This is a genomic window from Vulgatibacter sp. (assembly GCF_041687135.1).
Taxonomy (GTDB): Bacteria; Myxococcota; Myxococcia; order Myxococcales; family Vulgatibacteraceae; genus JAWLCN01.
Genome location: NZ_JAWLCN010000002.1, coordinates 443,803 through 456,746, shown reverse-complemented (window position 1 = coordinate 456,746; position 12,944 = coordinate 443,803). Strand labels below are relative to the sequence as shown.

Below are 12,944 nucleotides of genomic sequence, written 5' to 3'. Positions count from 1 at the left end.
ACGAATCTTGTTGGCAGTAGCCCTGGCGCTTCCCGTGGCGGCCTCCGCCCAGGTGGCAGAGCAGGGCGTCGAGGGCTCCGCGGCGGAGCGGGCGCAGGAGGACGTGGTCCTCAATCCGATCGATCCCATCGGCGACGACGACGAACGGAACGATGCCTTCGGGCAGGCGGTCGATCCCCTCGGCAGCCCGGGCAACCAGGATCTCAGCCAGCCGAACCTCGGCGATTCGGCGTTCGACACCGGGGTGGGCGACCTGGAACGGGATCAGGACATCGGTACGTTCGACGTCGACCCCATCGGCGAGGTCGATCCCCTCGAGGACATCGGCACCGTCGGTGACTCGAACCGCATCGGCGAGGTGGATCCCCTGGGCGACGGAACCGACACCCTCGAAGCGCAGCAGGAAGACGCCACCGAGCTCGAGACCTTCGCCGACTGATCCGCCCGGTCGTCAGCGCAGATGGATCCGCCGCCGCTCGGGTGCAGGTGCCGCGCGGCGGCGAGGTTCGTCCGCCTGCACCGGCCACGCGGCCTGCAGCAGCGACTCGCAGGTGGTCCCGGGCGGAACCCGCTTGTAGGCGAAGCTACCGCTGACCCGCTCGGTGCTGTCCCTCGCCATCATCTCGAGGCAGCTGCCGGAGGTGCCGAGGATCTGCTGCGCCACCTCGACCCGCACCTCGCCGCGGAGGGCGCCGTCGCGCTCCTCGCCACGAGCGAGCGAGCGGCTGCTGGCGCCGACGAAGAGCGAGCCGCCGCAGATCGGCGCATCGACCTCCACCGTGGCGCCGGGCCTGCCGTCGCCGTCGATGTCCTCGTCGCTCCAGGTGGTGCTCCAGGGCTGGGCGACGAAGCGGTCGCCCGTGCGCTGGAAGCGGATCGTCGCCGGGGGAAAGGTGGCGCCCTCGCGGAAGGAGACGCGCACCCCCGCCACCTTCGCGATCTCGAAGCGACAGGAGCGCTGCTCGAGAAGGAGCTCGTCCCCCTCGCGCACCACCCGGGCGAGCAGGAAGCTGTCGGTGCGGGTGTCGAGGCTGCCGAGGATCGGGACCTTGCGGGTGCCGAAGACCACCTGGTGCCCCGCCCACCACTCCTCGACCGCCGCGGGCTCGGCGACCGGAACTTCCGCGGTGGCTGGCGGCGACGGGCTCCCCTCCGCGTCGTTGGCCAGCGCCCCCGTCGGGGCCAGCGCGAGGAGCCAAATCGCCGCCGTCCATCTCATCCCTTCCTCCGTTGTCTCGTGGCGAGGAGGGCTTCGACGCGGCCCCGTGCCCCGACGAGATCCTCGCCGACGCAGAGCCCGCCCAGCTCCTCGACCAGAGAAGCTAAGGAGGGTGCTGCCCTGCCGCCCAGCAGGAGGGGGATCGATCCGCACGCTTCCCCGTACGCGGCGAGGAGCCGCCGTGCGGCAGCCCGCGGGAGCGGCATCACCATCGAGAGCCCCACCGCCGCTGGCTCGATGCCCGCCACCGCGTCGGCGACAGCCTCGGGCGGGGTGCGGGCGCCCAGGATCACGGTGCGGTAGCCCCAGCCGGTGAAGTGGAAGGCCGCCCCATAGAGGCCGAGGGTGTGGGTCTCCTCCGCCATGCAGCCGAGAACGACGGCGCGTGCAGGTGTCGGGGGCTGGACCAGCCGGAGCATCGAGCGGACCGTGCTCTCCAGCACCTGGGTGGCGAGGTGCTCCTGGGCCACCGAGAGGAGCCCCGCGTGCCAGAGGTCCCCCACCTCGCGCAGGGTGGGCCCGAGGACCCGCTCGTAGATCGTCGCCGCGGAACCCAGCGTCAGCGCCTGCCGCACCGCCCCCTCTAGGGCGGCGACGTCGAAGCGCCGCGTCGCCTCGACGATCGCCGCGCCGGCCTGCTCCCAGGCATCGGCGCTACCTGCCGCAGGGGCGGGGAGGGGCAGGGCGAGGACCGTCGCCGCCGCCTGGGCGGCGGCGATCCCCTCGGCGAGCAGATCCCGCATCCGGGTGACGAGCTCCACGTCCCTGTCGCTGTAGAGCCGGTAGGCGGAGGCGGTCCGCGCCGGGGTGGGCACCCCGTAGCGCCGCTCCCAGGCGCGGAGCGTCGCTGCCGGCACGCCGGTCATCTGGGCGACTGCCTGGATCCGGTAGCGGCCGAGCTCTGGAGACGTGGCCATCTGCAAATACCCCCGGGTTCACGCCTAGCTACGGTCTCTGCACATCGTTTGTCAAAGGTTGCGGCCAACGTTATGCTCGCCCCCATGGTGAGCGAACGGGTGGAGCGGCAGGCGATCGTGATCGGAAGCGGCTTCGGCGGTCTCGCCGCAGCGGTGCGCCTCGGCGCACGGGGCTACCGCGTCACCGTGCTCGAGAAGCTCGACGCACCGGGCGGCAGGGCCTACGTGCACCGGCAGGACGGCTTCACCTTCGACGCCGGACCGACGGTGGTCACCGCCCCCTTCCTCTTCGAGGAACTCTGGTCGCTCTGCGGCAAACGCATGGACGACGAGATCGACATGCGTCCGGTGACGCCCTTCTACCGGGTGCGCTTCGACGACGGATCCCACTTCGACTACACCGGCGATCCGGCGGCGATGCGCCGGGAGGTGGAGCGCTTCTCCCCCGGCGACGTGGAGGGGTACGAGCGCTTCGTCCGCACCAGCGAGGCGATCTTCCGCGTCGGCTTCGAGCAGCTCGCCCACGTGCCCTTCGGCAGCTGGTCGTCGATGCTCCGGATCGTCCCCGAGATGATCAAGCTGGAGAGCTACCGGACCGTCTACGGCCTGGTGAGCAAACACGTCCGCGACGAGCGGCTCCGGCAGGTCTTCAGCTTCCATCCGCTGCTGGTCGGCGGCAATCCCTTCTCCACCACCTCGATCTACAGCCTGATCGCCTTCCTCGAGCGGAAGTGGGGCGTGCACTTCCCGATGGGCGGAACCGGCGCCCTCGTCGGCGGCCTGGTGGGGCTGATCGAAGGGCAGGGCGGAACGGTGCGCTGCAACGCGCCGGTGCGCCGGATCACCGTGGCGGGCAGGCGGGTCACCGGCGTCGAGCTCGAGGACGGAGAGCGGCTCGCCGCCGACGTGGTGGTCTCCAACGCCGACGCCGCCTGGACCTACCGCAATCTCGTGCCGCCGGAAGCGCGGCGCACCTGGACCGACGCGCGGATCGATCGCGCCCGCTACTCGATGAGCCTCTTCGTCTGGTACTTCGGCACCAAGCGCAAATACGAGAACGTGGCCCACCACACCATCCTCCTCGGGCCGCGCTACCGGGAGCTGCTCGCCGACATCTTCGAGCGGAAGATCCTCGCCGAGGACTTCAGCCTCTACCTCCACCGGCCCACCGCCACCGATCCCTCGCTGGCGCCTGCGGGTTGCGACGCCTTCTACGTGCTCTCGCCGGTGCCCCACCAGCAGAGCGGCGTCGACTGGAGCGTGCAGGCGGAGCGCTACCGCAAGAAGATCGAGGCCTACCTCGAGCGCACGGTGATGCCCGGCCTCTCCGGCGCCCTCGCCACCTCGCGCCTCCTCACCCCCCTCGATTTCGAGTCGCGGCTCAACTCCTTCCGCGGCGCCGCCTTCTCCTTCGAGCCGGTGCTCACCCAGAGCGCCTTCTTCCGGCCCCACAACCGCAGCGAGGATCTCGAGGGGCTCTACCTCGTTGGCGCGGGGACGCACCCGGGCGCCGGTATGCCCGGCGTGCTCTCCTCGGCCCGGGTGCTGGACAGCGTGGTGCCGGATGCACGCTGAGGCGCTGCCGGCGCCGGCGCTCGATCCCGCCGATCTCGCCCGCTGCGGCGCGCTCCTCCGGGCCGGTTCGAAGAGCTTCGCCGCCGCGTCGCGGATCCTGCCGCGGCACGTCCGCGTTCCCGCCACCGCGCTCTACGCCTTCTGCCGCGTCGCCGACGACGCCATCGACGACGCAGGCGCCGCCCGCGCCGAAGCCCTCGCCGGCCTGCATCACCTCCTCGACCGGGTCTACGCGGGAGCACCTGCGCCCGATCCCGTCGAGCGGGCGCTGGCAGCGGTGGTGCACCGCCACCGCCTCCCCCGCGCGCCCCTCGACGCGCTCCTCGAGGGCTTCGCCTGGGACGCGGCGGGGCGGCGCTACGAGACCCTCGACGACGTCGTCGCCTACTCGGTGCGGGTCGCCTCCACCGTGGGCGTGGCGATGACCCTGCTCATGGGCGAGCGGGATCCCGCGGTCCTCGCCAGGGCCTGCGATCTCGGCGTGGCGATGCAGCTCACCAACATCGCCCGCGACGTGGGCGAGGACGCCCGTGCCGGGCGGCTCTACCTGCCGCTCGCCTGGATGCGGGAGGCCGGGATCGATCCCGACGCCTTCCTCCGCGCCCCGGTCCACGGCGCCGCGCTCGCCGGTGTGGTGGAGCGCCTCCTCGCCGAGGCCGATCGCCTCTACGCCAGCGCCGACCGGGGGATCCCGGCGCTCCCTGCCTCCTGCAGGCCGGCGATCCGCGCGGCGCGCCTCGTCTACGCCGCCATCGGCGAGCGCATCCGCGCGGCGGGATGCGACGCGGTTTCGCGCCGGGCGGTGGTCCCGCGGCGCCGCAAGATCGCGCTGCTCCTCCGGTCCTGCCTCGCCCTCTGCTGGCCCCGGCGCGCCTGCGACGCGCCACCGCTCGAGCCGGCGCGCTTCCTCCTCGACGCCGTCCGCTGACCACCTGCAGGGCTGCAGGGGGCTTGGCCGTGTAGGCGGCGGTGCGCACCCTCCAGGCGTTGCAGGAGGGCGTGGGATGGCGTCGGCACGGAGTCTGGAGGAGAGCTTCTACATCTTTCGCGACCTGGCGACCGCTGCTCGCCCGGGTTTCTGGATCGCCCTCGGCTGCGCGGTCCTCACCCTCCTGGTCGCGACCTGATCAGCGTCCCCCGACGGGCGGCGGCGCTTGCCTGGGGAGCAGGCAACGCCCCATTGTCGGTCGGGACCGGGAGTGAACCCGGAAGGATGCGAGGGCACAGATGGCGCAGGGCACGGTGAAGTGGTTCAACGACGTCAAGGGCTTTGGTTTCATCTCGCAGGACGACGGCGAGGACGTCTTCGTGCACCACACGGCGATCCAGACCGAGGGCTTCCGCTCCCTGGCGGAGGGCGAGCGCGTGGAGTTCGAGGTCACCGAGGGGCCGAAGGGATTGCAGGCCGCCAACGTCCGGCGGGTCTGAATCGGAGCCGCAGCGGCGGCGGCGATCCAACAGGCCCTTGCCCGGCTCGCAGCTGGGTCTACCGGAGGTCCGATGCGCACCGCCCTGCTGCTCCCCCTTCTCCTCGCTGCCTGCTCCACCGCCGCGTCCGGCGTCACGCCGGAGGCGCCGCCGCCACGGCAGCTCGATCCCACCGATTCCGCCCTCGCCGAGAGGCTGGCCCGGGCGGATGCAGCGATCCGCGAGCTGGGGTCGACCCTCGGGGCGCGCCTCGCCGAAGCGATCGGCAGCGGGGGGCCCGCCAGCGCGGTGGAGGTCTGCTCCACCGAGGCGCAGGTGCTCACCGCGCGGATCGCCGCGGCGCACGGCGTGCGTCTCGGCCGCACCAGCCACAAGCTTCGCAACCCCGCCAACGCGCCGCGCCCGTGGGTGAAGCCCTGGCTCGCGCGCCATGCAGGCGGCCCTGCGGCCTCGGCGCAGCCTGCGGTCTTCGATCTCGGCGGCGACCGCATCGGCGTGGTTCGTCCCATCGCCACCCAGCCGCTCTGCACGCTCTGCCACGGCGAATCGATCGATCCCTCGGTGCAGGAAGCCCTGCGGGAACGTTATCCGGCCGATCGCGCCACGGGATTCGCCGTCGGCGAGCTCCGGGGCGCCTTCCAGGTCGAGGTGGCGCCTTCCCGCACCGGGCCCTGAGCCACTCGCCGTCGTGCGCCCCGGAGGGCGGGAGGGGCCTCGCTGATTCGCGGCGACGTGGTGCCCAGCTTAGCGACATGGACCCTCGCGACACGAACGCCGCCGGAACCAACGCCGAGCGGGCCCGCCGGATCTTCGACGCGATCTGGAACGAGCGCCGCCCGGAGGTCTTCGACCAGCTCTGCGCCCCCGACTGCCTGATCCACGATCCCTTCCGCGGCACCCTCGACCGCACCGGCTTCGAGCTCCTGCTCACCACCGCCTCCGCCCTCGAGATGCAGCTCTTCGTGGACGAGCTCGTGGAGGCCGGCGACCGCATCGCGCTGCGCTGGAGCGGCGAGTGCATCGTCCGCGGGGAGCCGATGCTGGTGACGGGCCTCTCGCTCCTCCGCTTCCGCGACGGGCTCCTCGTGGAGCAGTGGAGCGCCTGGGACACGCCGCATTTCGGCGAGCTCCTCGGCCTCGTGCCCCACGGGACGGAGGCGGTCCTCCCCTTCGACAGACCCTCGCCCCCCGCCTAAAAGGCGGCGACCGGGCCGATCCGATCGGGCAGACTGCGGGCCAGCCGGCGCCGGCACGTGAAGAATTGTCCACGTGCGCCGTCCCGGTACTGCAGGAGGTTCTTCATGCGTGCCCTGATCGTTTCTTGTCTGTTGCTCCTCGCCCTTCCCGCCGCTGCACAGCAGCAGATGCTGCCGCCGCAGCTTCCCTTCCTCGGCGCGGAGGCGACCGGCGAGGTCCGCGTCGCCCCGGATCGCGCGGTGGTCCGCTTCGGTGTGCAGCACCAGGACAAGGAGGCCCGCCGCGCGCAGCAGCGGGTGAGCGAGGCGATGCAGCGGGTGACGAAGGCGCTGCGCGATCGCGGCATCCCCGCCGAGCGGATCTCCACCGAGCGCCTCGAGCTCCAGCCGGTCTACGACTACAACGAGCGCCCGCAGGGGCCGCACGAGGGGCCGCGGCTGGTGGGCTTCCGCGCCTCCAACGTGGTGCGGGTCGAGCTGCCGCTGCAGAAGGGCAAGGGCGGCGAGCGCGTCGGCGACGTGATCGACGCGGCGATCGGCGGCGGCGCCAACACGGTGGAGGGGATCCAGTTCGAGCTCGCCGACGACCAGCCCCACTACCTGCGGGCGCTGCGCCTCGCCTCCGAGAAGGCGCGGGAGAAGAGCCAGGCGCTGGCGGAGTCCCTGGGCGTCGGCATGGGTCGGCTGCTCGAGGCCCGGGAGAGCGGCCTGCAGTTCGAGCCGCCGCAGCCGATGATGATGGAGGCGCGGGCGATGAAGGGCGGCGACACGCCCGTCTCGCCCGGCGAGCTCACGGTCCGCGCCTCGGTGACCGTGCGCTACGAGATCCGGCAGAAGTAGCGACCGGCGCCGTCCCCGGGCATCGGATGCACCGGGGACGAAGCGCGAGGAGAGCCGGGTGAACGAGCAGCAGGCGGCGGCGATCGTGCGGGAGGCAGGCGGCGAGGAGCTCCTCGAGCGCCTCCTCCATCTCGACCGCACCCGGGAGGCGAGCCCACCGGAGGCGGCTGCACCACGTCCACCGGATGCAGCCGCGCGCCCCGACTACGACGTGGCGCTGGTGGGCGGCGGCCTCTCGATCCTCCACGCCCCGCTCCTCGCCGCGGCGGGCTTGCGGGTGGCGGTCTTCGAGCGGCGCCGCGCCGCCGTCGCCCACCGGGAGTGGAACGCGAGCGGCCCCGAGCTGCAGGCCCTGGTGGACACAGGGCTCCTTCGCGCCGAGGCGCTCGACGAGCTGGTGGTGGCGCGCTACGACCACGGCACCTGCGCGTGGCACGGCGGCGCCAGCTGGCCGGTGGAGGGCGTCCTCGATCACGCGGTGGACGCAGGCGGGCTGCTGCAGCTGGCGCGGCGCCTGGCGGAGGAGGCCGGCGTCGCCTTCTTCGACGGGCACGAGCTGGCGGCACACGCTGCAGGCCCGGGCGGGATCGTCCTGCGTTTCCGCAACGGCGCAGACGCCACCGCCCGAATCCTCCTCGACGGCCGCGGCGCGAGCAGCCCCTTCGCCACCGCCGATCTCACCTGCCCCACGGTGGGCGGGGTGATCGCCGGCATCGAGGAGGGGAGCGGGGCCGGGCAGATCGATCCGCGGGTCGGCGAGATCCTGGCCAGCACCGAAGGCGTGGAGGCCGGGCGGCAGCACGTCTGGGAGGCCTTCCCCGGCAGGCCCGGCGAGACCACCGTCTACCTCTTCCACTACGCCTTCGCCTCGAGCATCCGCTCCGGCGAGCTGCTGCGCCTCTACGCGCGTTTCTTCGAGACGCTGCCCCGCTACAAACGCGGCGCCACGCGGCTCGTGCGCCCCACCTTCGGCTTCATCCCCGGCTGGTCGCGCCTCGCCCCGCCCCCTGCGCCGCCGGGGCCGCGCATCGCGCTCGTGGGCGACGCCGCCGCCCGCCATTCGCCCCTCACCTTCTGCGGCTTCGGGGCGACGCTGCGCTCGCTCGGACCCGTGCGCGACGCCGTCGTCGCGGCGCTGGCGGACGGCGACTTCTCGCAGCAGCGCCTCGCCTGCATCGTGGACGACAGGCCCATCCACCGCGGCACCGGGGCGCTGGCGCTCCTCCTCGCCTCGCCGCCACAGGATCCGGCGCAGGCGGCGGCGCTCAACGAGCTCCTCGACACCGCCTTCGGCACGCTCCACGGCATGGGGCCCGAAGCCTACGCCGCGCTCCTGCGGGACGAGATGGCGATGGGCGATTTCGTGCGCTTCCTCCACCGCACCTCGCTGCGCAGGCCGCGGGTCTACCGGGACGTCTTCGCGCGGCTCGGCGCCGGCGCGGTGGGCCGCTGGGGGCTGCGCATGGCTGGGGCCCTGGCCCCCGGCGGCCGCTCCGAAAGGAACGTGAGTTGATCCCTGCAGCGAAGAGCGCGGCCTTCTCCCGCTGGTTCGCCGGCCAGATCCGCGGCCGCATGCGCAGGAGCTTCTCCGCGGTGCGGGTGAAGGGAGCGGCCCACGCCAGCGAGGCCGCAGCGGCGGGCTCGCTCCTCGCGGTCTCGAACCACACCGCCTGGTGGGATCCGCTCGCCGCCCTGGTGCTGAACGAGGCGGCGACGAAGCTCGACGGCTACGCGCTCATGGACGCGAAGAACCTGCGGCGGCTTCCCTTCTTCGCGCGGATCGGCGGCTTCGGCGCCGACCTCGACCGCCCCGGCGACGCAGCGGCGGCCTTGCGCTACGGGGCGAAGCTGCTCCGCGAACCCGGCAGGCTGGTCTGGGTCTTCCCCCAGGGCCGGGAGCGGCCAATCTCCGAGCGGCCCCTGGGCTTCGCCAGCGGCGCCGCGGCGATGGCCCGGCTGGCCCAGGTGCGAACCCTGCCGGTGGCCCTCCGCTACGAATTCGGCGAGGCGGAGAAGCCGGAGCTGCGCATCGCCGTGGGCGCGCCGATCGATCCCCTGCCTTCCGTCGATCTGCTCGCCAGCAGGCAGGAGCGCGCGGTGGTGGAGCTGCTCGACGGGATCGATCTCGATCTGCGGGCGGGCTCGGTGGAGGGCTGGGAGACGCTGCTCGAGGGGAGCGCCGAGCCGCTGGCGAAGCTCGCGGAGCGCTGGCTCGCCTTCTTCACCAGGGGCGCGGTTCGCGGCTGACCTGCAGCGTTCCGTCACGCGCGAGCGAGAGCCGGCGGCCGCGCCAGGCGAGCTGCCTGCTCACCAGCGCCCGCACCAGCGCTGCCAAAAGAAGCGCATCGGCGAGGATCGCGTCCACCGCTGCGTCGAGTGGCGCGAAGCTCCCGTGGGCCACGTGGCGCGCAGCCAGCGCCGTGAGCCAGCGGCCCGCGACCCCGAGGAGGATCGCCTCGGCGCTTCCCGCAGCGAGGCCGAGGAGCACGATCCCCGGCAGCGGCGCGAAGAGGAGCGGGTAGCTGGCGAGGAGGTGCGGCCGCTGTCCGCGGACCACCAGCATCCACCGGTGGTAGCGATCGGCCACGCTCGCGAGCGATCGCCCCGCCACCAGCGAGCGCGCCCGGAGCGGCACCGCCTCGATCCGCTCGCCTACTGCGAGGAGCCGCCGCGCCAGCTCCATATCCTCGCCGAGGTAGCGGGCGAGCGCCTCGAAGCCGCCGATCCGGCGGAGCGGCTCCACCCGCACCGCGAAGAGCTTGCCCACGAGGCCACGCGGATCGATCCCCGCCAGCAGCGGAAAGGCGTGGAGCGATCCGCCGAGGAGCGCATGCGAGGCGCGATCGCCGAAGGAGGCGGCGGCGCCCGTCTCCACCGGCGGCGCCCAGGTCGCAGCAGCGCCCCAGCGCAGCGGCGCGAGCAGCGGTTCCAGCGCCTCGAGCTCCACGTCGCCGTCGGCGCAGACGAGAACGTCGAAGCGATCCCCCGCGCGCTCGAGGCAGAAGGCGAGCTGCGCCGCCTTGTGGTTCGGAAGGCCCCGGTCCCCGCCGGTCAGCACCACCTCCGCGTCGCTTCCTGCAGCACGGAGCGCGGCGCAGGCCGCCTCGGCAGCAGGGAAGGCGGCGTCGTCGCGGTCCGCCACCGCGAACCAGCAGGTGGCGCGCGGGTGCGCGGGGGAGAGCAGCGCGTCGGCGCCTGCCAGCGGCCGCACCACGAGCACGTGCCCGGGCGGTCCCGCCTGGCGCTGCGGCCTGCGCCAGAACGCAGCCGCCCGCACCCAGGCCACCGCCCCCACGACCACCGGCACCAAAGCGAGGAGCAGCGCCGCTGCGACCCCGAAGCTCATCGCTCCCGCCGCATCCGGAAGGGCAGCAGGAAGCGCACCCAGCCGCTGCGGAAGCGCTCGAGGGAGAGCGCCTCGTGCACCGTCACCGCCGGCGCGCCGCCGAGGCGCCCGGAAAGCAGCGAGCGTGTGTAGAAGGGGGTGTCCTCCATCGTCTGCGTGAGCCGCAGCGCTTCGCCGCGCACCTGCCGCTCGATCCCCCAGGCGGACCGGCGCACCCGCTGCCACGGCGCCGGCTCGGCTGGCGCCACGCCGTCCCGATCGCAGCGCAGCGCCACCGCGTGCCTGGCGCCATCGGCACGAACCACGTCGTAGTGGATCGCCGCTTCGTTCGTGCTGCTGGTCCGTCCCCAGCTCCACCCGCGGAAGGCCACGTCGAGGGGAGCGTCCCCCTGGTTGGTGTCGTGGTAGCCGGCGCCGCTCCAGCGCAGCTGCGGCGCCTCCATCTCCACCTCGATCCGCGCCACCGGCGCCACCGGCCACCAGCGATGGCCCGGCGCCAGCTCCACCGCGGGCCCCGCCGGCGCAGCGGGCCGGATCCGGATCCGGCCGCGGACGCGCCGGGGCAGCGGGGCGGGGAAGGGCGAACTCCGCTCGTCGATCTCCACCACCAGCGCGTCGCCCTCCCAGCGCACGCTGCTGCTCCCGAGGCAGAGATGCGCGGCGCCGCGATCGATGCCGCGATCGCGCTCGGTCATCACCCAGGTGGCGGCGGGGCCGTAGAGCGCCAGGTTGATCGCACAATGGCGCAGCGGATCCGCCGCCCCCGCCTTCCGCGCGGCGAAATAGGAAGGCGAGAAGACGCAGCCGAGGAAGGCGATGGCGGTGAGGCCGTGCCGCCCGTCGTCGCTCACCCCGTCGACGTACCACCACGCATAGCCGCCGGCTGGAAGCGCCTGGTCGAAGCGAGGTCCTCGAGCAGGGCCTGCGCTGCGAGGCGGCCACTCTGCGCCGCCATCGGGACCCCCGCCCCCGGGTGGACGCTCCCGCCCGCCAGGTAGAGCCCCGCCGTCTGCGTCCTGGCCCCCGGCCGCAGGAACGCCGCATTCCATCCGTGCGAAGCCCTGCCGTAGAGCGCGCCGCCCGTCGCCGGAAAACGCGCCGCCCAATCCGCCGGCCCCAGCGTCTCCGACGCCTCCACCTCGAGGCGCAGGCCCGCTCGTGCCAGTGCCTGCGTCGCGCGTTCCCGACATGCCTCGATCTCCCGCTCCCCCAGGGATCCACCCACCGCCGGTGCGTTGACGAGGACGAGGAGCCGCTCGGCACCGTCGACCGCTCCCTCCGCATCGCCGCGATCCTGGGCGCAGACGTAGACGGTCGGATCGTCGGGGATGCTAGCGCCGGCGAAGAGCTGGCGGAACTCCCGCTCGCTGTCGCCGCCGAAGAAGACGTTGTGGCGCACCAGCGGAAAGCCGCGGGCCTTCGCCACCTGCAGGAGCACCACCGCGGAGAGGGAGCGCTCCCGTGGCTCGGTGGCGCGCGCACCGCGTGCGACGTTCGCCCCGAAGGCGCCTGCTGCGAGCGCCGCAGCGTCGGCGTTGCAGATCACCGCGTCGGCTTCGAGACGCTCGCCGCCGTGCAGGACCACACCGTCGGCGGCGCCGGCGCTGGTGGTGATCGCGGCGACGTCGGCCTGGCAGGCGATCCGGACGCCGGCGCGCCGGGCCAGCTCGGTCAGGAGCTCGCCCAGCTGGTACATGCCGCCGGGGACCCGCCAGACCCCCTCGCCCTCGACGTGGGCGACGAGGTGGAGCGTCGCCGGCGCGAGGAAGGGCGAGGAGCCGGTATAGGTGGCGTAGCGCCCGAAGAGCTGCAGCAGCCGTGGATCGCGGAAGTGATCCCCGAGGGCCTTCCACATCGTCCGCCACGGATCGATCGCCTTGAGCTGCCCGTAGAGCCGAAGGCCCGCGGTTCCCATCATCCCGGTGACGCCGGGACGCTGGGAGCGGAGGAAGGGCTTCTCCACCGTCTCGTAGATCCTGCGGGCGTAGGTGCGGAACGCGCGGTACCCCGCCGCCTCGGCAGCCCCGGCGAGATCGCCGATCGCCGCCTCGGTGCGGGCGGCATCGGCGAAGAGGTCGAGGCGGCTGCCGTCGGCAAAGGCGTGGCGGGCGAGGATCTCGCAAGGCTCCAGCCGCAGGTGATCGGCGAGGGAGGTGCCGCCCCTGGCGAGGAGCTCGTCGAAGACCCAACGCATGGTCAGCACGGTGGGGCCCGCGTCGATCGGTTTTCCGCCCACCGCGTGCACGGCGAGTTTTCCGCCGGGAACGGCTCCCTTTTCGAGGAGCACCACCTCGAGCCCCGCCCACGCCAGCTCCAGCGCAGCGGCCAATCCGGCCACTCCTCCACCAATCACCACCACCCGGGGCGTATTGCGGGGCGCGCTCACAGGGAAGGCTTAGCAGGCCGTCGCGCAGCTTGTCGAG

At 73.3% G+C, this 12,944-nt stretch carries 15 protein-coding genes; 10 read left to right on the top strand and 5 right to left on the bottom strand.

The window, feature by feature from the left end; all coding sequences use genetic code 11:
• The first annotated feature begins 10 nt into the window (after positions 1 to 10).
• Entirely contained in the window at positions 11 to 439 is a 429-nt protein-coding gene (locus tag ACESMR_RS05800; protein WP_373045869.1) for a hypothetical protein, read from the top strand.
• 12 nt (positions 440 to 451) lie between these two features.
• Here ACESMR_RS05800 and ACESMR_RS05795 read toward each other — a convergent pair whose 3' ends face one another.
• Both ACESMR_RS05795 and ACESMR_RS05790 read right to left on the bottom strand, forming a co-directional pair.
• The gene (locus tag ACESMR_RS05795; protein WP_373045867.1) at positions 452 to 1,219 is read right to left on the bottom strand and encodes a hypothetical protein; all 768 of its coding nucleotides are present in this window, start codon (positions 1,217 to 1,219) and stop codon (positions 452 to 454) included.
• A complete protein-coding gene (locus ACESMR_RS05790) occupies positions 1,216 to 2,136 on the bottom strand; it encodes a MerR family transcriptional regulator (protein WP_373045865.1) in 921 nt (306 codons plus the stop codon). The genes ACESMR_RS05795 and ACESMR_RS05790 overlap by 4 nt, the downstream gene beginning before the upstream one ends.
• Before the next feature lie 72 nt (positions 2,137 to 2,208).
• Here ACESMR_RS05790 and ACESMR_RS05785 point away from each other — a divergent pair, with 72 nt between their 5' ends.
• The 9 genes from ACESMR_RS05785 (at position 2,209) to ACESMR_RS05745 (ending at position 9,422) form a co-directional block, all read left to right on the top strand.
• Positions 2,209 to 3,711 (top strand): phytoene desaturase, encoded by a 1,503-nt coding sequence (locus ACESMR_RS05785; RefSeq protein WP_373045863.1) that lies wholly within the window; start codon positions 2,209 to 2,211, stop codon positions 3,709 to 3,711.
• The gene (locus ACESMR_RS05780) at positions 3,701 to 4,639 is read left to right on the top strand and encodes a phytoene/squalene synthase family protein (protein WP_373045861.1); all 939 of its coding nucleotides are present in this window, start codon (positions 3,701 to 3,703) and stop codon (positions 4,637 to 4,639) included. The genes ACESMR_RS05785 and ACESMR_RS05780 overlap by 11 nt, the downstream gene beginning before the upstream one ends.
• A 76-nt stretch (positions 4,640 to 4,715) precedes the next feature.
• Positions 4,716 to 4,838 (top strand): hypothetical protein, encoded by a 123-nt coding sequence (locus ACESMR_RS05775; protein ID WP_373045859.1) that lies wholly within the window; start codon positions 4,716 to 4,718, stop codon positions 4,836 to 4,838.
• A gap of 100 nt (positions 4,839 to 4,938) precedes the next feature.
• On the top strand, positions 4,939 to 5,139 hold the full coding sequence (locus ACESMR_RS05770) for a cold-shock protein (protein ID WP_373045857.1): 201 nt from the start codon (positions 4,939 to 4,941) through the stop codon (positions 5,137 to 5,139).
• A 72-nt stretch (positions 5,140 to 5,211) separates the two neighbouring features.
• A complete protein-coding gene (locus ACESMR_RS05765; protein WP_373045856.1) occupies positions 5,212 to 5,814 on the top strand; it encodes a DUF3365 domain-containing protein in 603 nt (200 codons plus the stop codon).
• Between the two features lie 77 nt (positions 5,815 to 5,891).
• Complete coding sequence (locus ACESMR_RS05760; RefSeq protein ID WP_373045854.1) at positions 5,892 to 6,335, top strand: ester cyclase; 444 nt, start codon at positions 5,892 to 5,894, stop codon at positions 6,333 to 6,335.
• Positions 6,336 to 6,440: 105 nt separating this feature from the next.
• Entirely contained in the window at positions 6,441 to 7,175 is a 735-nt protein-coding gene (locus ACESMR_RS05755; protein ID WP_373045852.1) for an SIMPL domain-containing protein, read from the top strand.
• A 58-nt stretch (positions 7,176 to 7,233) separates the two neighbouring features.
• The gene (locus tag ACESMR_RS05750) at positions 7,234 to 8,688 is read left to right on the top strand and encodes an NAD(P)/FAD-dependent oxidoreductase (RefSeq protein WP_373045850.1); all 1,455 of its coding nucleotides are present in this window, start codon (positions 7,234 to 7,236) and stop codon (positions 8,686 to 8,688) included.
• Positions 8,685 to 9,422, top strand: coding sequence for a lysophospholipid acyltransferase family protein (locus ACESMR_RS05745; RefSeq protein WP_373045848.1), 738 nt, complete (start codon positions 8,685 to 8,687; stop codon positions 9,420 to 9,422). The genes ACESMR_RS05750 and ACESMR_RS05745 overlap by 4 nt, the downstream gene beginning before the upstream one ends.
• On the opposite strand, the gene ACESMR_RS05740 is transcribed toward ACESMR_RS05745, so the two are convergent.
• The 3 genes from ACESMR_RS05740 to crtD are packed head-to-tail and all read right to left on the bottom strand — an operon-like array spanning position 9,397 to position 12,874.
• Positions 9,397 to 10,521 carry a glycosyltransferase gene (locus tag ACESMR_RS05740; RefSeq protein WP_373045846.1) on the bottom strand — a complete coding sequence of 375 codons (1,125 nt, stop codon included), beginning with the start codon at positions 10,519 to 10,521 and terminating at the stop codon, positions 9,397 to 9,399. The genes ACESMR_RS05745 and ACESMR_RS05740 overlap by 26 nt on opposite strands.
• Positions 10,518 to 11,372, bottom strand: a complete 855-nt coding sequence (locus ACESMR_RS05735; protein ID WP_373045844.1) for a hypothetical protein — start codon at positions 11,370 to 11,372, stop codon at positions 10,518 to 10,520. Before ACESMR_RS05735 ends, ACESMR_RS05740 begins: the two co-directional genes overlap by 4 nt.
• Positions 11,369 to 12,874 (bottom strand): 1-hydroxycarotenoid 3,4-desaturase CrtD, encoded by a 1,506-nt coding sequence (crtD, locus tag ACESMR_RS05730; RefSeq protein WP_373045842.1) that lies wholly within the window; start codon positions 12,872 to 12,874, stop codon positions 11,369 to 11,371. Before crtD ends, ACESMR_RS05735 begins: the two co-directional genes overlap by 4 nt.
• Positions 12,875 to 12,944 lie beyond the last annotated feature (70 nt).